The sequence below is a fragment of the Microbacterium pseudoresistens genome, assembly GCF_013409745.1.
Lineage (GTDB): Bacteria > Actinomycetota > Actinomycetes > Actinomycetales > Microbacteriaceae > Microbacterium > Microbacterium pseudoresistens.
Map to the genome: position 1 here is coordinate 2,639,337 of NZ_JACCBH010000001.1, position 25,904 is coordinate 2,665,240.

At 69.0% G+C, this 25,904-nt stretch carries 22 protein-coding genes; 8 read left to right on the plus strand and 14 right to left on the minus strand.

The genetic code is table 11. The features are described 5' to 3' along the window. Window position 1: 1 nt before the first annotated feature. A complete protein-coding gene (locus tag BKA02_RS12975; RefSeq protein WP_179434631.1) occupies window positions 2-2,149 on the plus strand; it encodes a 3-hydroxyacyl-CoA dehydrogenase NAD-binding domain-containing protein in 2,148 nt (715 codons plus the stop codon). 67 nt (window positions 2,150-2,216) lie between these two features. Here the strand turns inward: BKA02_RS12975 and BKA02_RS12980 are convergent, their stop codons facing one another. Then, window positions 2,217-2,885: a 2-phosphosulfolactate phosphatase gene (locus tag BKA02_RS12980; protein ID WP_179434633.1), complete on the minus strand. Its 669-nt coding sequence runs from the start codon at window positions 2,883-2,885 to the stop codon at window positions 2,217-2,219. A gap of 100 nt (window positions 2,886-2,985) precedes the next feature. On the opposite strand from BKA02_RS12980, the gene BKA02_RS12985 reads away from it, so the two are divergent. Both BKA02_RS12985 and BKA02_RS12990 read left to right on the plus strand, forming a co-directional pair. Next, on the plus strand, window positions 2,986-3,639 hold the full coding sequence (locus tag BKA02_RS12985) for a TetR/AcrR family transcriptional regulator (RefSeq protein ID WP_179434635.1): 654 nt from the start codon (window positions 2,986-2,988) through the stop codon (window positions 3,637-3,639). Continuing rightward, window positions 3,636-4,196 (plus strand): hypothetical protein, encoded by a 561-nt coding sequence (locus BKA02_RS12990; RefSeq protein ID WP_179434637.1) that lies wholly within the window; start codon window positions 3,636-3,638, stop codon window positions 4,194-4,196. The genes BKA02_RS12985 and BKA02_RS12990 overlap by 4 nt, the downstream gene beginning before the upstream one ends. A gap of 9 nt (window positions 4,197-4,205) precedes the next feature. Here the strand turns inward: BKA02_RS12990 and dxs are convergent, their stop codons facing one another. The 5 genes from dxs to dut all read right to left on the minus strand — a co-directional run bounded on the left by dxs (window position 4,206) and on the right by dut (window position 11,156). Continuing rightward, window positions 4,206-6,146: a 1-deoxy-D-xylulose-5-phosphate synthase gene (gene dxs, locus BKA02_RS12995; protein ID WP_179434639.1), complete on the minus strand. Its 1,941-nt coding sequence runs from the start codon at window positions 6,144-6,146 to the stop codon at window positions 4,206-4,208. 152 nt (window positions 6,147-6,298) lie between these two features. Beyond that, window positions 6,299-9,133 (minus strand): aconitate hydratase, encoded by a 2,835-nt coding sequence (locus tag BKA02_RS13000; protein WP_343045418.1) that lies wholly within the window; start codon window positions 9,131-9,133, stop codon window positions 6,299-6,301. 153 nt (window positions 9,134-9,286) lie between these two features. Continuing rightward, a complete protein-coding gene (locus BKA02_RS13005) occupies window positions 9,287-10,042 on the minus strand; it encodes a DUF3159 domain-containing protein (protein ID WP_370467882.1) in 756 nt (251 codons plus the stop codon). Then, window positions 10,039-10,665: a DUF3710 domain-containing protein gene (locus BKA02_RS13010; protein WP_179434643.1), complete on the minus strand. Its 627-nt coding sequence runs from the start codon at window positions 10,663-10,665 to the stop codon at window positions 10,039-10,041. Before BKA02_RS13010 ends, BKA02_RS13005 begins: the two co-directional genes overlap by 4 nt. Then, on the minus strand, window positions 10,662-11,156 hold the full coding sequence (gene dut, locus BKA02_RS13015) for a dUTP diphosphatase (RefSeq protein WP_179434645.1): 495 nt from the start codon (window positions 11,154-11,156) through the stop codon (window positions 10,662-10,664). Before dut ends, BKA02_RS13010 begins: the two co-directional genes overlap by 4 nt. A gap of 13 nt (window positions 11,157-11,169) precedes the next feature. On the opposite strand from dut, the gene BKA02_RS13020 reads away from it, so the two are divergent. Then, window positions 11,170-11,694 carry a DUF3093 domain-containing protein gene (locus BKA02_RS13020; RefSeq protein ID WP_179434647.1) on the plus strand — a complete coding sequence of 175 codons (525 nt, stop codon included), beginning with the start codon at window positions 11,170-11,172 and terminating at the stop codon, window positions 11,692-11,694. Between the two features lie 51 nt (window positions 11,695-11,745). On the opposite strand, the gene BKA02_RS13025 is transcribed toward BKA02_RS13020, so the two are convergent. Beyond that, the gene (locus BKA02_RS13025; protein WP_179434649.1) at window positions 11,746-12,042 is read right to left on the minus strand and encodes a DUF4193 domain-containing protein; all 297 of its coding nucleotides are present in this window, start codon (window positions 12,040-12,042) and stop codon (window positions 11,746-11,748) included. Between the two features lie 217 nt (window positions 12,043-12,259). Between BKA02_RS13025 and sepH the strand changes: the two genes are divergently transcribed. Next, window positions 12,260-13,369, plus strand: coding sequence for a septation protein SepH (gene sepH / locus BKA02_RS13030; RefSeq protein WP_179434651.1), 1,110 nt, complete (start codon window positions 12,260-12,262; stop codon window positions 13,367-13,369). A 21-nt stretch (window positions 13,370-13,390) separates the two neighbouring features. On the opposite strand, the gene BKA02_RS13035 is transcribed toward sepH, so the two are convergent. Then, window positions 13,391-14,521, minus strand: coding sequence for an alkaline phosphatase family protein (locus tag BKA02_RS13035; protein WP_179434653.1), 1,131 nt, complete (start codon window positions 14,519-14,521; stop codon window positions 13,391-13,393). Window positions 14,522-14,617: 96 nt separating this feature from the next. Here BKA02_RS13035 and BKA02_RS13040 point away from each other — a divergent pair, with 96 nt between their 5' ends. Further along, window positions 14,618-17,065: a DNA gyrase/topoisomerase IV subunit A gene (locus tag BKA02_RS13040; RefSeq protein WP_179434655.1), complete on the plus strand. Its 2,448-nt coding sequence runs from the start codon at window positions 14,618-14,620 to the stop codon at window positions 17,063-17,065. A 29-nt stretch (window positions 17,066-17,094) separates the two neighbouring features. Here BKA02_RS13040 and BKA02_RS13045 read toward each other — a convergent pair whose 3' ends face one another. Then, window positions 17,095-19,203 carry a DNA gyrase subunit B gene (locus BKA02_RS13045; RefSeq protein WP_179434657.1) on the minus strand — a complete coding sequence of 703 codons (2,109 nt, stop codon included), beginning with the start codon at window positions 19,201-19,203 and terminating at the stop codon, window positions 17,095-17,097. A 180-nt stretch (window positions 19,204-19,383) separates the two neighbouring features. Here BKA02_RS13045 and BKA02_RS13050 point away from each other — a divergent pair, with 180 nt between their 5' ends. Beyond that, entirely contained in the window at window positions 19,384-19,602 is a 219-nt protein-coding gene (locus BKA02_RS13050) for a DUF7455 domain-containing protein (protein ID WP_179434659.1), read from the plus strand. 86 nt (window positions 19,603-19,688) lie between these two features. Here the strand turns inward: BKA02_RS13050 and BKA02_RS13055 are convergent, their stop codons facing one another. Both BKA02_RS13055 and BKA02_RS13060 read right to left on the minus strand, forming a co-directional pair. Next, the gene (locus BKA02_RS13055) at window positions 19,689-20,705 is read right to left on the minus strand and encodes an alanine racemase (protein ID WP_179434661.1); all 1,017 of its coding nucleotides are present in this window, start codon (window positions 20,703-20,705) and stop codon (window positions 19,689-19,691) included. Beyond that, entirely contained in the window at window positions 20,705-21,409 is a 705-nt protein-coding gene (locus tag BKA02_RS13060) for an alanine racemase (protein WP_343045419.1), read from the minus strand. The genes BKA02_RS13055 and BKA02_RS13060 overlap by 1 nt, the downstream gene beginning before the upstream one ends. A 148-nt stretch (window positions 21,410-21,557) precedes the next feature. Here BKA02_RS13060 and BKA02_RS13065 point away from each other — a divergent pair, with 148 nt between their 5' ends. Further along, entirely contained in the window at window positions 21,558-22,580 is a 1,023-nt protein-coding gene (locus BKA02_RS13065; protein ID WP_179434662.1) for a sugar-transfer associated ATP-grasp domain-containing protein, read from the plus strand. 81 nt (window positions 22,581-22,661) lie between these two features. On the opposite strand, the gene BKA02_RS13070 is transcribed toward BKA02_RS13065, so the two are convergent. From BKA02_RS13070 to BKA02_RS13080, 3 genes are all read right to left on the minus strand, one after another. Next, window positions 22,662-23,369, minus strand: a complete 708-nt coding sequence (locus BKA02_RS13070; RefSeq protein WP_179434663.1) for a coenzyme F420-0:L-glutamate ligase — start codon at window positions 23,367-23,369, stop codon at window positions 22,662-22,664. Then, a complete protein-coding gene (locus tag BKA02_RS13075) occupies window positions 23,369-24,706 on the minus strand; it encodes an RNA polymerase sigma factor (protein ID WP_343045420.1) in 1,338 nt (445 codons plus the stop codon). Before BKA02_RS13075 ends, BKA02_RS13070 begins: the two co-directional genes overlap by 1 nt. A gap of 180 nt (window positions 24,707-24,886) precedes the next feature. After that, a complete protein-coding gene (locus tag BKA02_RS13080) occupies window positions 24,887-25,816 on the minus strand; it encodes a proteasome assembly chaperone family protein (protein WP_179434664.1) in 930 nt (309 codons plus the stop codon). Window positions 25,817-25,904 lie beyond the last annotated feature (88 nt).

Genomic DNA, 25,904 nt, shown 5'->3' on the forward strand with positions numbered 1-25,904 from the left:
TATGACCGACTACGAATCGATCGACTTCTCCCCCATCCTCGCCCTTACCGACGACGAGGTCGTCACGCACTCGCCGGTGAGCGACGTTCGCCTGCCCTCCGGCAAGACGCTCGCACTCATCACGCTCGACAACGGTCGCGACCACACCCGCCCGAACACACTGGGCCCCGCGACCCTGGCCGAGCTCGGCGAGACGCTCGCGACGGTGAAGAAGCGCGCGGCGAGCGGCGAGATCGACGCGGTGGGCATCACCGGCAAGCAGTACATCCTCGCCGCAGGCGCCGACCTCTCCGACATCTCCAGGGTCGGCTCGAAGGACAACGCGCGCCTCATCGCCCAGCTGGGTCACAAGGTGCTCGGCTCGCTCGGCGAGCTGGGCGTGCCGTCGTTCGCGTTCGTCAACGGCCTCGCGCTCGGCGGCGGCCTGGAGATCGCGCTGAACTCCACCTACCGCACGGTCGATGCCTCGGCGGCGGCGATCGCGCTGCCCGAGGTCTTTCTCGGCATCATCCCGGGCTGGGGCGGGGCATACCTTCTGCCGAACCTCATCGGGATCGAGAACGCCCTCGAGGTGGTGATCTCCAACCCGCTCAAGCAGAACCGCGTGCTCAAGCCGCAGCAGGCGTTCGACCTGGGCATCGTGGATGCGATCTTCCCCGCCGCGAACTACCTGGAGAACTCGCTGGTCTGGGCCGATGGCGTGCTCACGGGCAAGACCAAGGTGGAGCGCAGGAACGAGCCGGGCAAGATCGAGCGGCTCACCAAGTGGCCGATCGCGATCAAGATGGCCCGCGGCATGCTTGAGTCCAAGATCGGCACGGTGCCGAAGTCTCCGTATGTCGCTCTCGACCTGCTCGACAAGGCGCGCAGCGGCACGAAGGCCGAGGGCTTCACCCGCGAGGACGACGCGCTGTCCGAGCTCGTCACGGGCGATCAGTTCGCCGCATCCATGTACGCCTTCGATCTCGTGCAGAAGCGCGCCAAGCGCCCCGTCGGCGCGCCAGACAAGGCTCTGGCGAAGAAGGTGACCAAGGTCGGCATCATCGGCGCGGGCCTCATGGCCAGCCAGTTCGCGTTGCTGTTCGTGCGCCGCCTGGAGGTTCCGGTGCTCATCACCGACCTCGACCGGGCGCGCGTCGACAAGGGCGTCGCCTATATCCACGACGAGATCGGCAAGCTCGAGGAGAAGGGACGTCTGGATGCGGATGCCGCGAACCGGCTGCGTGGTCTCATCCACGGCACGGTGGACAAGAGCGAGTACGCAGACTGCGACTTCGTGATCGAGGCCGTGTTCGAAGAGGTCGGCGTCAAGCAGCAGGTCTTCGGCGAGATCGAGAAGATCGTCGCCGAGGATGCGATCCTCGCCACGAACACCTCCTCGCTCTCGGTCGAAGAGATCGGCGCGAAGCTCGCCCACCCCGAGCGTCTCGTCGGCTTCCACTTCTTCAATCCCGTCGCCGTCATGCCGCTCATCGAGATCGTGAAGACGCCCGCGACGAACGAGCAATCGCTCTCGACCGCGTTCGTCGTCGCGAAGGGCCTGAAGAAGAACGCTGTGCTCACCGCAGACGCCCCCGGCTTCGTCGTGAACCGCCTGCTGGCCAAGGTCATGGGCGAGGCCGCACGCGCCGTGTACGAGGGCACTCCGGTGGCCGATGTCGAGAAGGCCTTCGCGCCTCTGGGCCTGCCGATGGGACCGTTCCAGCTCATCGACCTCGTCGGCTGGAAGGTCGCCGCGCACGTGCAGGACACCATGACGGGCGCGTTCCCGGATCGCTTCTACGCGAACGAGAACTTCCACGAGCTCGCCGAGCTCGACGACGTGGTGGAGAAGGACAAGGGCGGGCGTGTCACCGGCTTCACCAAGGCTGCCGACAAGATCGTCAAGAAGGCGGCGGGCTCCACGCCCACCTCTGCCGACGAGATCCTCCGTCGCGTGCAGGACGGGCTGGCGCAAGAGATCAAGCTCATGCTCGATGAGAAGGTCGTCCCGGAGGTCGAAGACATCGATCTCTGCCTCATCCTCGGCGCGGGCTGGCCGTTCATCGACGGCGGCGCCTCGCCGTACCTCGACCGGGAGGGCGCGTCGGAGCGCGTGTTCGGCGACACGTTCCACCACCCGCCCATCCGCGGCATCGCACACGGCTGACCGTGACACGGGCTGAGGCGATCAGGAGCAGGCAACGTCCGTTGCTCCGCCTCAGCCCGCTGCGCGACTACTTCTGCGATCCCGACGGGATGAGGTCGGAGCGCAGGTAGTGACCGTCGCGCAGTTCGGCGACGACGGCGCTGGAGTCGACCGCTGAGGCGAGGCCGATGTCGCTCTCCGCGTCGGGGAAGCGCTCCGGATGCGCACGGAGCTCCCGCGCCGAACCGGACGCGCTGACCAGGTGATGCAACGCTGCGCGCAGTCCGCGGAAGGACTCGGCTGATGCCGCCGCCTCCGGGGACGTGTGATCGAGTCCCCGGTCGATGAGGGCATCGATCACCGCTCCCGCGCCGAGGAGGTCCTCGACGGCGAAACGGACCTCGTCGCCGTCCCGCGCGGTGGTGTTGCCCGCGGCGATCACCGCGACGCTCGTCCGGCGATCGCGCATCACCTGCTCGTGCCGGATGCGCTCGCCCACGGCACCGGCGTTGCGCAGGCACCCGGCGAGCACGAGCGCGCCCGAACGGCCGGCATCGGATGAGACGGAAGCGCCGTCGCTCGAGGGCGCCTCGGTCAATGAGGTCGCCGCCCCCGATTCGGCGGCGACGGTAACGCTCGTCGTGAAGCGCAGCACATCGACGATGACGACGACATCCGAGGGTGCGAGTCGTGCGAGCCCGGCACGCCCCCAGTCGAATCGGACCTGGTACGACGACTGGTCGAGCGGCGAGGGCATGGGTCGATTCTACGGAGGACTTGCCGGCGCATCCGCTTCGCGCTAATCTTTGAACGTCTTCAGTTCTCAGGAAGGCCAAGACGGGGACCAAGACTTCGCGATGTCGAAGGCGGAGCGCACTCGCGCCCGCATCCGCGATGCGGCGCTCGCCTCGTTCGTCGATCGCGGCTACGTCGACACGACCATGCGTCTCATCGCCGCCGAGGCCGAGGTCTCGGTGGGCAACGCCTACTACTACTTCCCCTCCAAGGAGCACCTCGTGCAGGAGCTCTACATCCGCGTGCAGCACGAGCACGCCGCGTTGGCACGGCCGCTGCTCGCGGCTGAGAAGCAGCTCGTCGACCGCCTTCGCGTCGTCTTCGAGACGGGGCTGCGCACCGTCGGCCCGTACCGCAGGGTCGCGCCGGGATTCCTCGGGGCGATGATGCCGCCCGACTCCCCCATCAACCCGCTGTCCGAGGCCTCCGCCGACGCGCGCGCCCTCACCGTGGCGCTGTTCCGCGAGGCCGTCGACGGGTCCGAGCACCGCCTTCCCCCCTCGATCGCAGGGATTCTGCCCGACGCGCTGTTCGGGGTGTTCCTCGCGCTCCTGCTGCGCTGGACCTACGACTCCGGTGAGGGACAGCGACAGACCGCGCGGCTGCTGGACACCGGATTGCGCCTGTTCGCCGTCGCCCAGCCCTTCCTGCGCGTCCCCGGCATCCGAGGTGTCGCCACCGACCTTCTCACCCAGATCGCAGAGGTACGAGCATGAGCGAACACAACGCGGCTGCTGCGGTCGAAGCGACACCGCTGCGCACGCCCGAGGAGCCCATGGCGTTCACCCGGCACGAGCTGTGGCGTGGCGGGCGGCGCACCTGGTTCGTCTTCCTCATCGAGCTCACGCTGCTGCTCAGCGTGCCGAGCATCGTCAGCGCGGTGCTGCTCCCCGCCGATCAGTACCAAAGCCGGGGCTCGTCTGTCGGAATGATCCCCGTGTTCCTGATGTACGGGCTCTTCATCGGCGCTCCGGTGTCGCTGCTCGCCATGTTCGCCGGAACACCGCTGGCTGGAGCCGTCGGTCGCGCCATGCGACGCATCCGGTCACTGCTCCCCCACGCGCTCGCCCAGGCCGCCGTCGGCGCGTTCATGGGCGCTCTCGTCGGGCTGATCTTCGCGGCGGTGATCAACGGCAACGCGATGCCCGAACAGTTCTGGAGCTCGGCGTCATGGCTGATGCTGTGGGGGGCTGGGCTCACGATCGTCGCGGCGGTCATCGGCTGGTGGTGGACCGTGCACCTCGCCCTGCGCGACGACTCACGCGGGCGCTGACGCCGCCTCTCAGCGGCGCTCGTGCACGGGGAGGTCGATCGCCCCCGTCTCGCCGGTCTGGCGTGCGACGGGAACCCGACGCCCCAGCACCTGCGCGACGACATCGTGGGCGATCTTGGTCGCCGTGAGCCCGGCGTCCTCGAGGATCTGCTCGCGAGACGCGTGGTCGATGTACGCATCGGGGACGCCGAGCTCGTCCACGGCGGTGTCGATCCCCGCCTCACGCAGAACCTGGCGCACGCGCGTGCCGATGCCACCCACGCGGATCCCGTCCTCCATCGTGATGACCAGCCGGTGTCGCCGGGCCAGGTCGACCACGGAGGGCTGCACGGGGATCGCCCAGCGCGGATCGATGACGGTCGCACCGATCCCCTGTGCCTTCAGCCGATCGGCGACATCGAGGGCGAGACCCGCGAAGGGCCCGATGCCCACGAGCAGCACGTCTTCGCTCTCGCCCCGGAAGAGCACGTCGACGCCGTCGTCCAGGCGCTCAAGGGCCGGGATCTCCTCGGCGACAGCGCCCTTGGGATAGCGGATGACCGTGGGAGCGTCGTCGACCGAGACGGCCTCGTCGAGCACTTCCGTAAGACGTGTCGCGTCGCGCGGTGCCGCGATGCGGATGCCGGGGACGATCTGCAGCATCGACAGGTCCCAGATGCCGTGATGGCTCGGGCCGTCGGGGCCGGTGACCCCGGCGCGATCGAGCACGAAGGTGACGCCCGCCCTGTGCAGCCCGACATCCATGAGCACCTGATCGAATGCGCGGCCCATGAAAGTCGCATAGACGGCGACGACCGGGTGCAGTCCTCCGAAGGCGAGGCCGGCGGCGGAGGCCACGGCATGCTGCTCGGCGATGCCGACGTCGTACACCCGGTCGGGGAACCGCTCGGCGAAGGGCGCGAGACCGGTGGGTCGGAGCATCGCCGCCGTCATCGCGATGACCTCGGGGCGGCGCGATCCGACATCGACCAGGGCATCGGCGAACACGTCGGTCCACGCACGGCTGCTCGCGCTCAGCGGTTCGCCGGTGACGGGGTCGATCTTGTTCACCGCGTGGAACTGGTCGGCCTCGTCATCGAGGGCCGGCTGGTAGCCGCGGCCCTTCTCCGTGATCGCGTGCACGATGACCGGGGCGCCGAATCCCTTCGCCAACTCGAGGGTCTCCAGCAGCGCCGGGATGTCGTGACCGTCGACCGGGCCGAGGTACTTGATGTCGAGGTTCGAATAGAGCGCGGCGTTGTTCGTGAAGCGCGAGAGGAATCCGTGGGTGCCGCCGCGCACGCCGCGGAAGACCGCTCGCCCGAAGGGCCCGAACGCGCGGAACAGCCGGTCGGAGCGCTTGTGGAGGTCACGGTACGCGGCCGCCGTGCGCACACGATTGAGATACCGCGACATCCCGCCGATGGTCGGCGCATAGGAGCGCCCGTTGTCGTTGACGACGATCACGAGGTTGCGGTCGTTGTCGTCGCTGATGTTGTTCAGCGCCTCCCACGTCATCCCGCCCGTCAGCGCGCCGTCACCGACCACGGCCACCACGTGCCGGTCGGCGCGACCGGTCGCCGTGAGCGCCCGCGAGATGCCGTCGGCCCAGCTCAGCGAGCTGGATGCGTGTGAGGACTCCACGACGTCGTGCGCGCTCTCGCCGCGCTGCGGGTAGCCCGCCATGCCGCCGCGCGAGCGCAGCCGGCTGAAGTCCTGGCGCCCCGTGAGGAGCTTGTGCACGTACGACTGGTGCCCGGTGTCGAAGATGAACGGATCGTCGGGAGAGGAGAACACGCGATGCAACGCGATGGTGAGTTCGACGACCCCGAGGTTCGGGCCGAGGTGCCCGCCGGTGCGCGCCACGTTCTCGACGAGGAATGCTCTGATCTCCGTGGCCAGTTCGCGCAGCTGCGCCTCGGAGAGGGCATCGAGATCGCGCGGTCCGGTGATGCTCGGAAGGATCGGCATCGACTCTCCTCTCCATCTCGAAGACGCCCCGCGCGGGCTCGCAGGAACCGGATCAGTCTACCGTCGTACCTGGACGAACTCCGAGTAGGCGCCCGCACACGCGAATGGTCCGGAGGCCGAAGCCCCGGACCATTCGCGATGGCGGACTGGCGTCAGACGAGCGAACGCAGAACGTATTGCAGGATGCCGCCGTTGCGGTAGTAGTCGGCCTCACCGGGGGTGTCGATGCGCACGACGGCATCGAAGCTGACCGGCTGCTTGCCCTCGGAGGAGAACTCGCTGGGCGCGGCGGTGACCTTGACCGTCTTCGGCGTGACGCCCTCGTTGAGCTGGGTCAGACCCTCGATCGAGACGATCTCGGTGCCGTCCAGCCCCAGCGACTCCCAGGACTCGCCCTCAGGGAACTGCAGCGGGACGACGCCCATGCCGATGAGGTTCGAGCGGTGGATGCGCTCGAAGCTCTCCGTGATGACCGCCTTCACACCCAGCAGGTTGGTGCCCTTGGCCGCCCAGTCGCGTGACGACCCCGAGCCGTACTCCTTGCCGCCGAAGATGACCAGCGGTGTCCCCTGCTCGGCGTAGTTGACGCACGCGTCGTAGATGAACGCCTGCGGACCGCCCTCCTGGGTGAAGTCGCGGGTGTACCCGCCCTCGACCTCGGCGCCGTCGTTGACGGCGCGCACGAGCTGGTTCTTCAGCCGGATGTTCGCGAACGTGCCGCGGATCATCACCTCGTGGTTGCCTCGGCGCGAACCGAAGGAGTTGAAGTCCTTCTGGCGCACGCCGTGCTCCTCGAGGTACTTCGCAGCCGGCGTGCCGATCTTGATGTTGCCGGCGGGGCTGATGTGGTCGGTCGTGACCGAGTCGCCCAGGGTCGCCATGACCCGCGCGCCCGAGATGTCCTCGACCGGGGTCAGCTCCATGGTCATCCCCTCGAAGTACGGCGCCTTGCGCACGTAGGTCGACGAGTCCTCCCACTTGAAGATCGGCTCGCTCGGCGTGGGCAGATTGCGCCAGCGCTCGTCGCCGTCGAACACGGTCTCGTACTGCTTGATGAACTGCTCGCGCGAGATCGACGAGTCGATGATCTCCTGGATCTCGGCCGGTGCCGGCCAGATGTCCTTGAGGAACACGTCGTTGCCGTCGGTGTCCTGACCGAGCGCATCCGACTCGAAGTCGAAGTGCATCGTGCCGGCGAGCGCGTAGGCGACGACGAGCGGCGGCGAGGCGAGGTAGTTCATCTTCACGTCGGGGCTGATGCGGCCCTCGAAGTTGCGGTTTCCGGAGAGCACCGCGGTGACCGCGAGATCCTGCCCGTTGACGGCTTCGGAGACCTCTTCGATCAGCGGGCCGGAGTTTCCGATGCAGATCGTGCAGCCGTAGCCGACCGTGTAGAAGCCGAGACCCTCGAGGTCCTTGTCGAGGCCGGACTTCTCGTAGTAGTCGGTCACGACCTTGGAACCAGGACCGAGCGTGGTCTTCACCCACGGCTTCTGCTTCAGACCCTTCTCGCGCGCCTTGCGGGCGAGAAGACCGGCGGCGACCATGACCGAGGGGTTCGACGTGTTGGTGCACGAGGTGATCGCGGCCAGCGTCACGGCGCCGTTGTCGATCACGTACGGGTCGCCCGAGGGCGGGGTCACCGTCGTCGGCTTGGATGTGCCGTTCTTCAGGCCGCTGCTGATGTGCACCTGCCGCGTGTCGCCGTCCTCGTCGCCGGGGCCGGCGCCGGGGTCGGAAGCGGGGAAGGAGTGCTTCGACTCCAGATCGACGATGTCGTTCGACGTGCTCGGCGTCGCGTATGCGACGATGTCCTTCTCGAACTGCGACTTGGCGTCCGACAGCAGGATGCGGTCCTGCGGGCGCTTGGGGCCGGCGATCGAGGGCACCACGGTGCCGAGGTCGAGCTCCATGTACTCGCTGTACGAGGGTTCGTTGTCGGCGTCGTGCCACAGCGTCTGCTGCTTGGCGTAGGCCTCCACGAGGGCGACGGTCTGCTCGTCGCGGCCGGTCAGGCGCAGGTAGTCCAGCGTCACGTCGTCGATCGGGAAGATCGCGGCCGTCGAGCCGAACTCGGGGCTCATGTTGCCGATCGTGGCGCGGTTGGCCAGCGGCACCGAAGCCACGCCCGCGCCGTAGAACTCGACGAACTTGCCGACGACGCCGTGTTTGCGCAGCATGTCGGTGATGGTGAGCACGACGTCGGTCGCGGTCACGCCGGCCGGGATCTCACCGGTGAGCTTGAAGCCGACCACACGAGGGATGAGCATCGAGACGGGCTGTCCGAGCATCGCGGCCTCGGCCTCGATGCCGCCGACGCCCCAGCCGAGCACACCGAGGCCGTTGACCATGGTGGTGTGCGAGTCGGTGCCGACGCAGGTGTCGGGGTAGGCCTGCAGCACGCCGTCGTTGGTGCGGTCGTAGATGACCTTGGCGAGGTGCTCGATGTTCACCTGGTGCACGATTCCGGTGCCAGGGGGGACGACCTTGAAGTCGTCGAACGCCGTCTGGCCCCAGCGCAGGAACTGGTAGCGTTCGCCGTTGCGCTCGTACTCGATCTCGACGTTGCGCTCCAGCGCGTTCTCCGTGCCGAAGAGATCGGCGATGACGGAGTGGTCGATGACCATCTCGGCGGGCGAGAGCGGGTTGATCTTGCTCGGGTCGCCGCCGAGGGCCGTCACGGCCTCGCGCATGGTGGCGAGGTCGACGATGCAGGGCACGCCGGTGAAGTCCTGCATGACGACGCGCGCGGGCGAGAACTGGATCTCGGTGTCGGGGTTCGCCGTGGGATCCCACGACCCGAGCGCCTCGATCTGCGCCTTCGTCACGTTCTTGCCGTCTTCGGTGCGCAGGAGGTTCTCCATCAGCACCTTCAGGCTGAACGGGAGCTTCTCGTACCCGGCGACGGTGTCGAGGCGGAAGATCTCGTAGTCGGTGCTGCCGACCGTCAGGGTGCTCTTGGCACCGAAGCTGTTCACCGTGGACACGAATCCGTCTCCTTCTGATCGGATGGAAGCGACAGGCGACTCCATCTTGCCCGCCGTCCGATCGCCCGGCCAGCAAGGGATGCCTTACCAGTGTGCGCCTGCGGACGCCTGAGCGAAAGGGCGTCGATTTATCTTGATGTCAAGATAAATCTATCACGCCTTCGGGATGGCGGACGTGTCCGAGCGCGGGTAGAGACGGCGCGTCGTGATCCAGGTGAGCGCGAGCAGCGCGGCGAAGAACGGAAGTCCCATGATGAGCTTCACCGTGCCGAGGGTCGCCACGTCTCCGGCGAAGTAGAACGGCAGCTGCACCGCGAGCCGGGTTAGGAACAGCGCTCCCCACGCGATGGAGAGCCAGAAGAACAGCCGCCGCTTTCGCGGGTCCCGCCTCCATGCGAGCCCTTCGCCCACCAGGAAGCCGACCACGACGCCGATGAGCGGCCAGCGCACGAGCGCCGAGACGACGAAGGCGCCGCCGTAGGCGATGTTGGTGATGAAGCCGACGACGAACTGATCCTCGGCCCGGCCGGTGAACAGCGGAAGGCCCGCCGCGACCACCGCGGCCACCAAGCCGGACAGCGCGGCCACCGGGGGCGACTTCATCACGAGCCGGATGACCGTGAAGATCGCTGCGAGTCCGACCGACAGGGCGAGCGCGGGCAGCAGCTCGCCGGTCACGCTGTAGGTGACGATGAACGCGAGCAGCGGCAGAACGCTCTCGGCGATGCCGCGCCAGCCGCCGATCACCGCCCACACCATCGACCCGGTGGACTTCTCGGCGTCGGGGTCGATACCCGCACGGCGCGCGGCGTCGCTCAGCGCCGATCCGAGGATCTCGGCCGCGCCGGGCTCGCGCTCCTCGTCCGAACCCAGGGGCGACGGCTCGGGAGTCGGGTCGATCCCGCTCACGCCGCGCCGGGGGTGGCGGGCATGCGCAGCGGGATGAGGTCGCGCGGAGGCATCGGTGAGCCGCCGCGCACCACGACGATCGAGCGGAAGAGGTCCTCGACGGCCGCCGCGGCCTCGGGATCCGACGCCCCCGCCCCGCCGATCACTCCGCGCAGGAACCATCGCGGCCCATCCACACCCACGAAGCGGGCCGTGCGGCGGCCGTTGCCCTCGCCCGCGGCGGGGATCTCGGCGAGGAGTTCGGCGCCCAGTGCGCCGTCGCGGTCCTGGACGCTGCCGCCCTGCTGGGTCACCTGATCTCGGATCTGCTCGCGGGTCTCGTCCCACAGACCGGAGGTGCGCGGCGCGGCGAACGGCTGCACCTGCAGCGTGGATCCGGCGTAGTCGAGCCCGACGGCGACGATGCGCTTGGACTGCTCCTCGACCTCCAGCCGCAGGTTCAGACCCTCGCGGGGAAGGATCTTGATGCCGCCCAGGTCGATGTAGGGGCGCACCGGATTCGCCTCGGACTCGTCGAAGGGGCCGTCCACGGCCCGGTCCCCGCTCAGCGCGGTCGAGTCGACGTCGACCTGTTCGAGCTCGACCTCTTCGATCTCGCCGTCGTTCTGATTGTCGTCGGTCATGCTCTCTCCTCCGCGCCGGCCTCGACGGCGGCGCTGTCTGCCTGAACGTCCGTTGCGGACTGGTAGCCGGTCGATCCGAAGCCGCCGTCGCCGCGCTCGCTGGTGTCGAGATCGTCGACGGGCACGAAGTTCGCCCGCACGACCGGCATGACGATCAGCTGGGCGATGCGGTCGCCCGCTGCGATGGCATAGCTCTCTCGCGCATCCGTGTTGAGCAGGGTGACCTTGATCTCCCCCCGATAGCCCGCGTCGACGGTGCCGGGAGAGTTCACCACGGTGATGCCGTGCTTGGCCGCCAGCCCGCTGCGCGGCACGACGAAGGCCGCGTATCCCTCGGGAAGCGCGATGCGCACGCCGGTGCCGAGCATCGCGCGCTCCCCCGCGTCCAGCACCACGGATTCCGTGGACACGAGGTCGGCCCCGGCGTCGCCGACATGGGCGTATGCGGGAACCGCGGGGGCGATAATGGGGATGTCCACGGTTTCGGTCACGAGAAAGAGGCTAATGCAGAACCTCGATGCCGACACTCGGTCTTCGTCCAGCCGAGGCGACGATCCTGCTGCGGCAGTGCTGTACCGGGAGCGCCTCACCCCCGGGTTGTGGCTCTTCCTCGGGGCGGCCGTGATCGGACCGATGATCGCGCTCACCGCGCTCCGGCTCGTCCCCGCGCTCGCTTTGGCCATCGGCGTCGCCTCGACCGCGGTCATCCTCGTGCTCATCGTCGTGCTCTCCCCGCGCCTGAAAGTGCAGGGGACGACGCTGCACGCGGGCCGAGCGCACATCGACGCACGCTGGCTGGGCGCACCGGAGATCCGCACCGGGGAGGCGGCACGAGCCGCCCGGGGGCCGGACCTCCCGGCACGCGGCTGGCACCTCATCCGCGGCGGTATCCCAGGGCTGGTGATCGTGCCGATCACCGACCCGGCCGATCCCGCCCCCCGCTGGACGATCTCCACCCGCACGCCCGATCGGCTCGCCGCCGCGATCGACGCTGCGCGCGCGACGGCCGCACGGGCAGACGCGGACTGACAGCAAGACGCGCCCGGAGCCGATCGGCCCGGGCGCGTGCGGTGCATCGGATCAGCCGGCGCACTCGGTGCAGATCGGCGCGCCCGCGCTGCTCTGCGGCGACAGCTGGGAACGGTGCTTCACGAGGAAGCAGCTCGTGCAGGTGAACTCGTCATCCTGGGGCGGGAGCACGACGACGTCGAGTTCCACGTCGGACAGGTCGGCGCCGGGCAGGTCGAAGCTGCTGGGGTTGTCGGAGTCCTCATCGCCGACCGATCCCGACAGCTTGTCGGGGACGCGCTCCTTGAGAGCCTCGATCGACTCGCTCTCGTCATCGCTCTTGCGGGGGGCGTCGTAGTCGGTTGCCATGCGGAAGATCTCCACTTTCGTCGTACCGGGGGCCGCGTTCGTCGTGGGCGCGGCTGCCTGCCGTCGGGAAGACGGCGGCGCAATTCTGCTAGACCGCGACGCATTTCGCAAATGGTCGCGATCCGCCCTGCCAAACTCGCGGCGCGCCCGCGGTATTCCCGCAGGGTTCCGAGGGTGCGTGACACCATGGGGACACACCCATCGGAGGGGCTCAGCCATGGAAAACGTCACCATCGTCGGCACCGAAGACAACCTCCTGATCCTCGCGACGGAGGCAGGAGCCCGCTTCGGCCTGCCCATCGACGAGGTTCTGCGTGCCGAGGTGCGCCGTTCGCGCGCGAACGGCGACGACAAGGCCGCCCCTCTGGCGGCCAGCCCGAGGGAGATCCAGGCGAAGATCCGCTCCGGCCTCTCGGCCGCCGAGGTCTCCGACCTGCTCGGCGTCGATCGCGAGGTCGTCGAAAGGTTCGAGTCGCCGGTGCTGGCCGAGCGCGAACACCTCGTGTCCCAGGCGCTCGCCGTGCCCGTGCTCATCGGCAGCGAGGTCGAGCCAGACGCCCAGCCCACCTTCGGCGTGGCGATCAGGAACAAGCTCGCCGAGGTCTCCGCCTCGGGCGAGCGCTGGGCCAGTTGGAAGGATGAGTCCGCCGGCTGGATCATCAAGCTCGAGTTCACGGCGAACGAGGTCGATCACGATGCGCGCTGGAGCTTCGATCCCCGCCGCAGCGCCCTCGCACCGCTCAACGCCGATGCGACACAGCTCTCCCGCCAGGGCTCGCTCCCCGAAGGACTCATCCCCCGCTTGCGCGCGCTCGACAAGGAACGCCCGTCGCCGTACAAGGATGACAGCCGGTTCGATTCCGGCGCCTTCGGTCCCCGCGTCCTCCCGCCCGTCGCTGATGCGGAGGAGACCCCCGCGGAGGACGCTGAGCCCGCCGGTCGGGAGCGTTCGGCGCCCTCCGCCCAGGAGGCGGCGACCAAGCGCGCCCCAGAGACGTCGCAGACCCCTTCCGGCACGGCCGACCTCCTCGAGGCGCTGCGGCGTCGTCGTGGGCAGCGCGAGCCGGTGCCCACCGACGACGCCCCCGACCAGGGTCAGGGGCCGATCGCTCTGTTCGACGCCCTCGAGCCGGGGTACGACGGCGGCATCGACGACGACGCGCCGTCTCGCTCATCCGCCGGCGGCGCATCCCCTGTCGCGCCCCCCTCCTCGACCCCGAGCGGTGCATCGACCGGCGGATCGGATGCCGAGGGCGGGCAACGTCGGCGCCGGCGCGAGATGCCGTCGTGGGACGAGATCGTCTTCGGCGCACGGACCGACGAGTGACGATCCGGGCCTCTCGTCCGCTCAGCGGGCAGCGAAAGCCCCCAGGCGCGTGTACGGCACTCGCAGCTCTTCCGGGGTGAGGGAGCCGTGCTGTCCGATCATCCCCTGCGACGTCTGATCCGCGTCCGTACCGTCGTACAGCGCCCAGGTGCCGCGCGCGGCGACGAGCAGATCGCCGATCCGCGATGACGCTTCGGGCGTCACGGACGTCCCGAACATCCCCGTCGCGATCGCCTCGTCGCGCGTGTGCACGTCGGCGGCGGCCCCCGTGCCCGCCCGCCAGACAGCGGTAGCCTCATCGGTGCGCGCGGCGGCGTCGAGATAGACGTGCAGCATGCGCGGCTCTCCCCCGATATGCGTGACGCCCGCCAGCATCGGATCGCCCTCCTCGATGATCAGGTGCCGATGCCGCGGCACATCGATCATGCCGTGATCGGCCGTGACGAGCATTCCGACGTCGGCCGGCAGCGCGACAGACAGCGCAGCATCGATCTCTTCCAGCGCCGCCACCCACTCACCCGAATCCACACCGTGCTTGTGGCCCGCTTTGTCGGCCTCCGGAAGGTAGCAGTACACCAGCGCGCCGTCGTTCTCGTCGGCCAGCTGAATCGCCCGTTCCACGCGCTCGGCGGCGCTTTTCTCCGACTCGAAGCGCGCGCCGCGCAATGTTGCGGAGGAGAATCCGCTGTGCGCGTAGGCGGCGAGTCCCACGGCGAAGGCAGGATGCCCCGCGGCCGTCGCCCGCTCGAAGATCGTGGGCTCGCGCTGCCACTGGGCCGCGTCGATCCGCTCGTGCTCCCAGCCGCTGAGCTGGTTCACCAGCCGCCTGCGCTCACGATCCAGCACCCGGTAGCCGACGAGGCCGTGCGTGCCCGGGGCCACCCCGGTCAGCAGGCTCGTGAGCGCGGCCGCCGTGGTCGACGGGAACACGGAGTACGCCACGTCGCCGCGCGCCGTCGCCGCCGCGAGGCAGCGCGCATGACCCGCGTGCGCCCGCAATTGGGCCATGCCGAGTCCGTCGACGACGACGAGGACGGCCGAACGGACCCGCGGCAGCGAAGAGCCCGTTCCTGTCACGGCACCGAGAAGGTCATCCGCCACCCCGGTGATGCTCCGGGCAGAGGGCGGCACGGCCGGTAGCATGGGCGTCATCCGAGCCAGTCTCCCACAGGGCTGCGCCCGGCAGCGGCGTCGAGGACCGCCTCCGCCGCACGACCGACCGACGCAGGAAGCCGACGCAGGAACCCCATGCCCCGCAGCACCACCCCGCCCGAGCCGATCGACGAGCGCATCCAGGACATCGATCTGTCGAGCGAGATGCAGGGCTCGTTCCTCGAATACGCGTACTCGGTGATCTACTCCCGCGCGCTGCCCGACGCCCGCGACGGCCTCAAGCCCGTGCAGCGACGCATCGTCTACCAGATGGCGGAGATGGGCTTGCGCCCCGACCGCGGCCACGTGAAGAGCGCCCGCGTCGTCGGCGAAGTGATGGGAAAGCTCCATCCGCACGGCGACTCGGCGATCTACGACGCCCTCGTCCGCCTGGCGCAGTCCTTCGCGCTACGCGTGCCGCTGGTGGACGGGCACGGCAACTTCGGCTCCCTGGATGACGGCCCTGCCGCAGCCCGCTACACCGAGGCGCGCCTGGCGGCACCGTCGCTCGCGCTCACCGAGAGCCTCGACGAAGACGCCGTCGACTTCGTCCCGAACTACGACGGCCAGTTCCAGCAGCCCTCCGTGCTGCCCGCAGCCTTCCCCAATCTCCTCGTCAACGGCGCGAGCGGCATCGCGGTCGGCATGGCCACGAACATGGCGCCCCACAACCTCAACGAGGTGGTGGCCGCCGCCGTGCACCTGCTGGAGCATCCGGACGCCACGGTCGAGGAGTTGATGGAGTACGTGCCCGGTCCCGACTTCCCCTCCGGCGGGATCCTCATGGGGCTGGACGGCGTGAAAGACGCCTATACGACGGGCCGCGGCGCCCTCAGGGTGCGCGGAAAGACCTCGATAGAGCCGCTCGGCCCGCGGCGCACCGGCATCATCGTCACCGAGCTGCCCTACATGGTCGGCCCGGAACGCCTCATCGAGAAGATCCGCGACGCCGTGCAGGCCAAGAAGCTGCAGGGCATCAGCGACGTCACAGACCTTTCCGACCGTCGTCACGGCATGCGCATCCAGATCGGCATCAAGACCGGGTTCGACGCGAACGCCGTGCTCGAGCACCTGTATCGGCTCACGCCGCTGGAGGACTCCTTCAGCATCAACAACGTCGCCCTCGTCGACGGCCAGCCCCGCACGCTGGGCCTGAAGGACATGCTGTCGGTCTACGTGCGCCACCGCCTCGAGGTGGTCACCCGCCGCAGCCGTTTCCGGCTCGCGCGCCGCGAGGAGCGCCTGCACCTCATCGAGGGCCTGCTGATCGCCATCCTCGACATCGACGAGGTCATCCAGGTCATCCGCACCTCTGAAGACGCCGAGCAGGCGCGCACCCGACTGCGCGACGTCTTCGACCTCTCCGAACTGCAGGCCGAGTACATCCTCGAACTGCGCCTGCGGCGTCTGACGAAGTTCTCGCGCATCGAGCTCGAGGCCGAGCGCGACAAGCTGCAGCAGGAGATCGCCGAGCTGAAGGAGCTGCTCGACGACGAGGCTCTGCTGCGCCGCCTCGTCGCGCAGGAACTGGATGCGGCCGCCGATGCCTACGGAACGCCGCGCCGCACGATGCTGCTCAACGCCGCGCCGCCCAAACCCCGCAGCACCAAGGGAACCCCCGATCTGCAGATCGCCGATGCGCCCACCGTGGTCGTGCTGTCCACGACCGGCCGCGCGGTGCGGGTGGACCTCGAGGGCGACCAGGAGCTGTCTCTCGCCACGCGCCGCAGCAAGCACGATGCGGTGCTGGCGACGCTGGCCACGTCGACCCGCGCGGAGATCGGTGCCGTCACCTCGGCAGGGCGCGTGCTGCGCTTCTCCCCCGTCGACCTGCCGTCGGTGCCCTCCAGCTCCGTGCACCTCGCCGCCGGTGTCCCGCTGCGCGACTACGTCGGTCTCCTCGATAAGAGCGAACGCGTCGTGGCGCTGCTGCGCTTCGACGACGACGCGCCGTTCGCCCTCGGCACGCGCACGGGCGTCGTCAAGCGCATCGTGCCATCCGGCCTTGCCGTGCGCCCGGAGCTGGAGATCATCGGCCTCAAGCCCGGTGACGCCGTCGTCGGCGCCGCCACCGCCCCCGACGCGACCGAGCTCGTGTTCGTCACCTCGGATGCCCGGCTGCTGCACTTCCCCGCCGCGGGCGTGCGTCCGCAGGGCGCGCCGGCCGGAGGCATGGCCGGCGTGAAGCTCGGCGCCGGCGCAGAAGTCGTCGCGTTCTCCGTCGTCGAGACTCCGGACGACGCCGTGGTCGTCACAGTATCCGGTGCCGATGGGATGCTCGCCGGCACCGACGCGGGACGCGCCAAGGTCTCGTCGTTCGCGGAGTTCCCCGGCAAGGGCCGCGCGACCGGCGGCGTACGTGCGCATGCCTTCCTCAAGGGCGAAGACCGTCTGAGCCTGGCCTGGGTCGGCCCCTCCTCCGCACTCGCCGTGGGCAACGACGGCTCGGCGCGCACACTCCCCGAAGGCGGTGCGAAACGCGACGGCTCCGGTCAACCGCTCGACGCCGTCATCGGCTCCGTCGGGCGCGCACTCGGCTCCTGATCGACCCGCCGCCGATCATCGACGCCTGATCAGGCGTCGATCGACTCGCGCGTGAGGCGATCGGAGGAGTCGATGATGAACTCCCGACGCGGGGCGACCTCGTTGCCCATGAGAAGCTCGAACACACGACCTGCCGCCTCGGCGTCCTGCATGCGCACCCGACGCAGCAGGCGGCCGGAGCGATCCATGGTGGTCGTCGCGAGCTGCTCGGCATCCATCTCGCCGAGTCCCTTGTAGCGCTGCACCGGCTCGTGCCAGCGCTTGTTCTGCTTGCGGAGCTTCGTCAGCAGCGCGTGCAGCTCCTGCTCACTGTAGGTGTAGATCGTCTCGTTCGGCTTCGAGCCCGGGTTCACCACGATCACGCGGTGCAGCGGCGGCACCGCCGCGAACACGCGCCCGTCCTCGATGAGCGGGCGCATGTAGCGGAAGAACAGGGTGAGCAGAAGGGTGCGGATGTGAGCGCCATCGACGTCGGCGTCGCTCATCAGGATGATCTTGCCGTAGCGGGCCGCCGACAGGTCGAAGGTGCGCCCGGACCCGGCGCCGATCACCTGGATGATGGAGGCGCACTCGACGTTGGAGAGCATGTCGCTGATCGAGGCCCGCTGCACGTTGAGGATCTTCCCGCGGATGGGCAACAGCGCCTGGAACTCGCTGTTGCGCGCATCCTTGGCAGTGCCGAGCGCCGAATCGCCCTCCACGATGAACAGCTCGGACTGCTCGACGTCCTTCGTGCGGCAGTCGACGAGCTTGGCGGGCAGGGTCGAGGACTCCAGCGCGTTCTTGCGGCGCTGGGTCTCCTTGTGGGCGCGGGCGGAGATGCGCGCCTTCATCTCGGAGACGACCTTGTCCAGCAGCATCGAGGCCTGGCTCTTGTCGTCGCGCTTGGTCGAGGAGAACCGCTCGCCCAGCGCCTGTCGGAGCACCTTGACGACCACGGTGCGCACGGCGGGGGTGCCGAGCACCTCCTTGGTCTGGCCCTCGAACTGCGGCTCGGGCACTTCGACGGTGAGCACGGCGGTGAGGCCCGCGAGCACATCGTCCTTCTCGAGCTTGTCCTTGCCGACCTTGAGACGGCGCGCGTTCTGCTCCACCTGGGCGCGGAGCACCTTCAGCAGCTCCTGCTCGAAGCCCTGCTGGTGCGTGCCGCCCTTGGGCGTGGCAATGATGTTGACGAACGAGCGGGTCACCGTGTCGTAGCCGGTTCCCCAGCGCATCGCGATGTCGACGCGGCATTCACGCTCGACCTCGGTGGAGGCCATGTGGCCGTCGGGCTGCAGCACCGGGACCGTCTCGGTGAAGCTGCCGGAGCCCTGGACGCGCCAGGTGTCGGTGATCGGCGCATCCATGGCCAGGTAGTCCACGAACTCGGAGATGCCGCCGTCGTAGCGGAACGACGTCTCCTTCGCCTCAGCGTCCTTCGCCTCAGCGTCGCCGTCGGTCTTCTCGCGCTCGTCGCGGATGACCAGTTCGAGACCGGGCACGAGGAAAGCGGTCTGGCGCGCCCGCGTCTCGAGCTCCTCGAGCTGGAAGGCGGCGTCCTTCGTGAAGATCTGCCGGTCAGCCCAGTAGCGCACCCGTGTTCCGGTGACTCCCTTGGGCGCCTTGCCGATGACGCGCAACTCGCTCTTCTGCTCGAAGGGTGAGAACGGTGCATCCGGACGGGGCTCGCCGGAGTCCGCGAAAACGCCCGGCTCGCCGCGGTGGAAGCTCATGGCGTAGGTCTTGCCGCCTCGGTCGACCTCGACGTCGAGGCGTTCGGAGAGCGCGTTGACGACCGACGCGCCCACGCCGTGCAGACCGCCGGATGCCGCGTACGAGCCGCCGCCGAACTTCCCGCCCGCGTGCAGCTTCGTGTAGACGACCTCGACGCCGGTGAGCCCGGTGCGCGGCTCCACATCGACGGGCACGCCGCGACCGCGATCGCGCACCTCGACGCTGCCGTCGTCGTGCAGCACGATATCGATGCGCGTGCCGGTGCCGGCCACCGCCTCGTCGACGGAGTTGTCGATGATCTCCCACAGACAGTGCATGAGGCCCGGAGAGCCGTTGGAGCCGATGTACATGCCCGGGCGCTTGCGGACCGCCTCCAGCCCCTCGAGGACCTGGAGATGATGGGCGGAGTACTCGGCTGTCACAGTGTTCCATCGTATGCGCGCCTGTCCCCCGCATCCGGACGACACTCCCGCTGATACCGTGCCGAGACCCGTCGCGTACGCGGTGAGCGAAACACGCCGTCGCGCGGGCATGACTCCCAGGTCTGCGTGGTTGTATTGAGCACGCTCCACCGCGTAACCCGAACACCGAGGAGGCACGAGATGAACGCGACGACCGAACGAGAAGCACCCACCGTCGAGTACCGTCTCACGGCCGCGGACCGTTGCGATTCCTGCGGCGCCCAGGCGTACATCGCCGCCGAGGTCAACGGCAGCGAACTGCTGTTCTGCGCGCACCACGGCCGCAAGTACGAAGAGAAGCTCCGCTCCGTCGCCACGTCGTGGCACGACGAGACGGCACGACTGGTCGACGCCGTCTGAGCCAGGGCAGTCCGAGCCGAAGCCGGTCCACACGGGGCGTCGGCAATGACGTCACTCAGAGACGCGCGGAGCACACGCTCCGCGCGTCACGTGTATATCCGGGGCACCAGCGGAGAGATGCGGGTGAGGATCTCCTCGCCGACGGTGTCGATGTGCTCGGCCAGGTCCGTGGCGCTCACGCCGCCGGGGCCGAACAGCGTGACGCTGTCGCCCGGCCGGAGCTCTTCGGAGGACGAGACCTCGGTCCAGGTGCGATCGACCCGCACGATCCGCGCTGACCGGTCTCCGATGGCCGCCCCGGCGAGGGTCGAGGGCAGTCCATCCAGGGCGCCGATGTCGATGCGAACGCCATCCGCCCCCGAATCGATGACGTCTGCGCGCAGCGCTGCGGCCGGTGCGACGCCGTCGAGGTCCGGCCCGTCGGCCGAGCGGATGCCGTAGCAGAACGCCCCGATCCGCCCGAGCGATCCCCGCAGCTCCGGTCGCGCCCAGGATGCCGCCGAGGCGGTGAGATGCCGATGCTCCGGCGTCCCCCCCGCAGCCCGAAGCGCGTCTCCTGCCGCGGTGAACACGGATCGGGCATCGTCGTCGTCGGCGTCGCTCGCCTCGCCGAGATGGCTCCATACTCCGGCGATGCGCACGAGGCCGGCATCCTCGGCACGGCGCGCCTCGGCGACGACGTCGTCCCAGTCCTCGGGCCGGATGCCGTTGCGATGCAGGCCGGTATCGATCTTGAGGTGGATCCGCGCAGGGCGGCACGCGCTCCGCGCTTCGGCGACCACGCGCCGCAGGTAGTCGTGCGCGCCGATGCCGAGGTCGACGTCGGCGCGGATGGCCGCCGCGACCTCCTCGCGCGACGATGTCGCCCAGGCGAAGATGCGCGCCTCGGGAGCAGCCGCGCGGATGCGCAGCGCCGCGGGCACCTCGTACGCGCCGAACCAGCGGACGCCGACCGCCAGTCCCTGCGCCGCCGCCCAGTTCAGGCCGTGTCCGTAGGCGTCGTCTTTCATGACGAGCATGAGCTCGCTCGGCGCGATGCGCTCGGCGACGGCCCGCACGTTTCCGCGGAAGGTCGCACTGCTGATCTCGAGCCGGGCGGGCATCAGTCCCCCTCGACTCTCGTCGCGTGAAGGCCTGCGGCGCAGACGAGCTCTTCAGGCGTGAATCCGGTCGCATCCGCCCATTCGCCGAGGAAGGCACGCGCCGGGCCGGATCCGCCGAAGTAGGTCACCTCGTCGCCCTCGTCCGCCACGGCATCGGACGATTGGAGGTCGACGACGCAGACGTCCATCGCCACCCGGCCCACGATCGGATGCACCTGCCCGCGCAGCTCGACGTGCGCACGGTTGCCGAGCGCTCGCACCACCGCCTGCGCGTAGCCGCCGGTGATGAGCGCCACCGTGGTGTCGCGCTCGGCGCGGTGAGTGTAGCCGTACGACACGGCCTCTCCGCGGCGCAGCGGCTTGGTCGACATGACGTGGCCCGTGAGCCGCATCGCCGGGCGTTTGACGCCGTCGGCATCCGGCCGCATCCCGTACAGGGCGACGGGATCGATGTCCGGCACGGCGGTCGCATTCGCCGTCAGCCCCTGGTCGCGCAGCATCGCCACCTGGTCGGGTCCGTCGACACGGATCTCCTCGACGCCCGCGGCCAGGACAGCGCGCGCAGCGACGAGAAGGCCGTGTCCGTAGGCATCACGACGCAGGTCGGCCACCCGGCCGCCGTCGGCTGCGCATGCCCGCGCGTGTGCGGTCAGCGCAGAGCGGGAGATCATGGCGCGGGTCGCCGTGCTGCGAGGAATGCCCACCCGACGAGTCTAGGTCAGGACATCGAGGCGCCCGATCCGCGCCGTCTTCCCGAGTGCCCTGGCCGGGATGCCCGAGGGCCATGCCTGCCAGGGTTCGGCGACCGCTCGCCGCCTAGAATGGTGTGTCCGCGACGAATCTGGAGAACGAATGCCTGCCAACGGCCTGGGCGTCATGCCCCGCCTGCGATACCTCGCCGAACGCGCCAGCCGCATCAACGTCGGATCGGTGTTGGCGCGCGCCCGCGAGGTACGCGATCAGCACGGCAAGGCGGTGCCGCTGGTCGTGGTCGACATGCTGCGCAGCGCGGCGTTCGACAACGTGGGCTTCCAGGACTACGTCGACTACGACTTCGCCATGCTGAGTGCCGCCGAACGCGCGACGTACATGACGCATCCCGTGTCGAATCAGCTCTCCGAGCGCTACGACGCCGAGCCCTACCGGCACCTGTTCCACGACAAGCTCGAGTTCAACCGCACCTTCGACGGGTTCCTCCGTCGCGAGTGGATGCTCGTCGAAGAGGGCAACGCGGCCGAGCTCGAAGACTTCGTGACCCGCCACGGCACGATCATCGCCAAGACCCGCCGCGGGCAGGCCGGCAGCGGCGTCAAGCGCTATCACGCCGCCGACGTCGACGATTGGGCCCGCTTCCACCGCGACCTGCTCACGCGCGACGAGGTGCTGATCGAGCAGCTCATCGTGCAGCACCAAGACCTGGCCGCCGTATGCCCCGGCACCGTCAACACCACGCGCGTGACGGCGTTCTTCGACGGTGAGACGACGCACATCCTCGCCGTCGCGCAGAAGTTCGGGCGCGGCGAGGTGAGCGATCAGATGTCGTTCGGCGGCTTCTACACGATGCTCGATGAGACCGGTCACGCACGCTCGGCGGGGTACGACTCGCACGGTCACGTGCATGTCGACCACCCGGACTCGGGTGTGCGCATTGCAGACTTCCAGTTGCCGCTGTACGAAGAGGTGGTCGCGTTCATCGACACCGTCGCCCGCGTGGTGCCGCAGATCCAGTACGTGGGATGGGACGTCGTGGTCGGCCCCGACGGGCCCGTGCTCGTCGAGGGCAACTGGGGCGCCGGCGTCTACGAGAACAAGCCGTCGGTCTCAGGCATCCGCACCGGCAACAAGCCGCGCTACCGCGCCGCGATCGGCTTCTGAGCAGCACAGCCGACCAGCAGAACGAGGAGGGCCTGCCACGGGTGTCGCCGGGCAGGCCCTCCTCGATGCGTCGGTGTCGCGTCAGACGGCGCGGATGATGCCCATCGGCGTCGACTGCGTGCCCTGGCCGAGCGGGTTGTCCTTGAGGATGCGCACCAGGCGCTCCTCGCCCGCACGATCCAGTGTGGAGCCGAGGATGTTGCCGCCGAGGTCGTTGATGTCGACCACGGCCACGTCGGCCGCGCCGCCGATCAGCGTCTGCAGGTGTGCGGCAACGGCTTTGGGCCTGTCGGGCCCGAGCACGACCGCCTGGTCGTACGGCGGGATCGTTCCCTCGGTCGGTCCGTCGATGGCGCGCGCCTTGTCGCCGGCGATGCGGTAGAAGTCGCCCTTGCGGCCGAATGCCTTGGTCACCGCTGCGACCGCGGCGGCGAACAGGATGCGCGGCGCACCGCACTCCCGCAGCGCCATCTCCATCGTCTCGGGCATCCCGAGGCCAATGCCGTACGGCGTGCGCGTGACGTACTTCGACAGGAACAGCGCGAGCTTTCGCGGCCGGATCTCATCGAGCCGGTAGGAGCGGCCTTGCGTGATCGCGACGATCTTCTCCGTCACGAACAGCACATCGCCCGGCTGCACGGCGTCGGCCGCGTATTCGGTGATCACGGCATCCAGATCGTCATCGGGCATGACGACCTTGGTCTTCAGCGGGATGCGCGCGTAGCTGGTTCCGTCGACGCTCGCCTCGAGCGCCTTGCCCTCGTTGGGCAGGCCGCTGTTCTCCGCCATCACTCGAGGTAATCCCGCAGCGACTGCGAACGGCTCGGGTGGCGCAGCTTGGCCATCGTCTTCGACTCGATCTGACGGATGCGCTCACGCGTGACGCCGAACGTGTCGCCGATCTGGTCGAGCGTCTTGGGCTGGCCGTCGCCGAGGCCGAAGCGCATGCGGATCACACCCGCCTCCCGCTCGGAGAGCGAGTCGAGCAGCTGCTCGAGCTGGCGCTGCAGCATCGTGAAGCCCACCGCGTCGGCCGGCACGACCGCCTCGGTGTCTTCGATGAGGTCGCCGAACTCGCTGTCGCCGTCTTCGCCCAGAGGCGTGTGCAGCGAGATGGGCTCACGCCCGTACTTCTGCACCTCGACGACCTTCTCGGGGGTCATGTCGAGCTCGCGGCTGAGCTCCTCAGGGGTGGGTTCGCGTCCGAGGTCCTGCAGCATCTGCCGCTGCACGCGGGCGAGCTTGTTGATGACCTCGACCATGTGCACGGGGATGCGGATCGTGCGGGCTTGGTCTGCCATAGCGCGCGTGATGGCCTGACGGATCCACCACGTGGCGTAGGTCGAGAACTTGAACCCCTTGGTGTAGTCGAACTTCTCCACCGCGCGGATGAGCCCCAGGTTGCCCTCCTGGATCAGATCCAGGAACTGCATGCCGCGACCCGTGTAGCGCTTGGCGAGCGAGACCACGAGGCGTAGGTTCGCGCCGAGCAGGTGGCTTTTCGCACGCTGACCGTCGCGCGCGACCCACTGCAGGTCCAGGCCCAGCTGCTTGCTCTTCTCGGCCGCCGACATGTTCGACAGCTTCTCCTCGGCGAACAGACCCGCCTCGATGCGCATCGCGAGCTCGACCTCTTCGGCCGCGTTCAGCAGCGCGACCTTTCCGATCTGCTTGAGGTAGTCCTTGACCGGGTCGGCGGTGGCGCCGGTGATCTGCGTCGAGTAGACGGGGACGTCGTCCTCATCCTTCGAGGTCAGGACGATGGCGCCGGTCGGCAGCGGCTCCGTGTAGGCGGGCTTCTTGTCCTCGTCGCCCTCGACGTCGGCGTTGTCGTCGCTGGTGTCGGCCACGGCCTCGGCGACCGGGTCGTCCTTCTTCTTGCGCGGGCTCTTCTCGGCCGCGGGTTTGGCCGCGGCCTTCTTGGCCGCCTCCGTCTTCGCCTCATCCTTCTTGGCGGGCGCCTTCTTCGCCGGGGCCTTCTTCGCCGCCGCCTTCTTCGCGGGAGTCTTCTCCGCAGCGGGCTCCGTCGCCGTCTGCGCAGCGGTCGCCTCGGCGGGCTTGTCCGCCTCGGGTGCGGTCTTCTTCTTGGGCGTCGTCCGGGTCTTCTTCGTCGTGGCAGTCGTCACGTTTCGCCTTTCACGGGGCGTGCGGGCGCCCCGGGCCATTTCGGACACTAGTAAGACCCTTGTCAAGTCCTGCATCGCGAACGATGACCGGTTGACAACGGGTCGATGCTCCAGTATCTCACATCCCGAGCGCGCCGGCGTCCGAAACGCGCAGGCCGCGCTCGTCACGCGCGCACGGGGTCAGGAGCGCCCGGGCTTGTCGTCGTCGCCCGAGGGGCGCGAGGCGAGAAAACGCTCGAGCTCCGCCGCGAGCTCATCGGCACTGGGCAGCGCACCCTCGTCGAAATCGGCGGGATCGGACTGCTCCATGCCCGACATGTAGGCGTCGTGCCGCTGCTCCAGCGTGACGAGCATCTGCGTGAGCTCGTCGTTGCCGCGCACCTGCTCCTCCACACGGGAGAGGTACTCGGCCTGCTCAGCGCGCAGTCCGTCGGTGTCGAGCACGAGCCCCGTTGCGGCCATGAGGCGATCGGCGAGCGTGAGCGCCGCACCCGGATGCTCGGTGTCGGCCAGGTAGTGCGGCACGAGCAGCACGAAGCCGACCGTGCGCGCGCCCTGCTGCGCGAAGCGGTACTCCAGCATGTGGCCGGCCGTCGCGGGCACCTGGGTGCGCGGCTTCCAGACCGAGTGCGCGGCGATGAGGTCGGCACGGTTCCCGCTCACCGTCGTCCCGAAGGGTCGCGTGTGCGGAACCGGCATCGCGATGGCGTGCGCCCAGCTCACCGACGACGTGCCGTACTCCTCGGCGAGTTCGATCACCGTGTCGCCGAAGGCGTTCCAGGCGAAGTCGGGCTCGTAGCCGGCAAGCAGGAGGAACGACTGCCCGAGCGCATCCTTGGCCAGCGAGAGCTCGAGCCGCGAGGGCCGGTACTCCGCGATGTGATCCTGATCGAAGTAGGCGATGGGGCGGCGGGCGCGGTAATCGAGCAGGGCGTCGTTGTCGAAGACTGCCAGCGGCTGCGGAGACGCGCTCTCACGCAGGTGGTCGATGAGACCCGACACTGCCGACCCGGCGTCCGTGAACCCGGTGAGCAGGATGAGGAGCGGGAGGCCGTCGGGGACGATCGGCGCGCCCACGACGCGGTCGAACAGTTCTCCGGAGTAGGGCATGACTCCATGCTACGAGTCGGCGGCGACGTCCGGCCCCGATGCGCGCTGAGAGCGAACACGCCTCCCTCGGCACCCGCCTGCGCGCAGC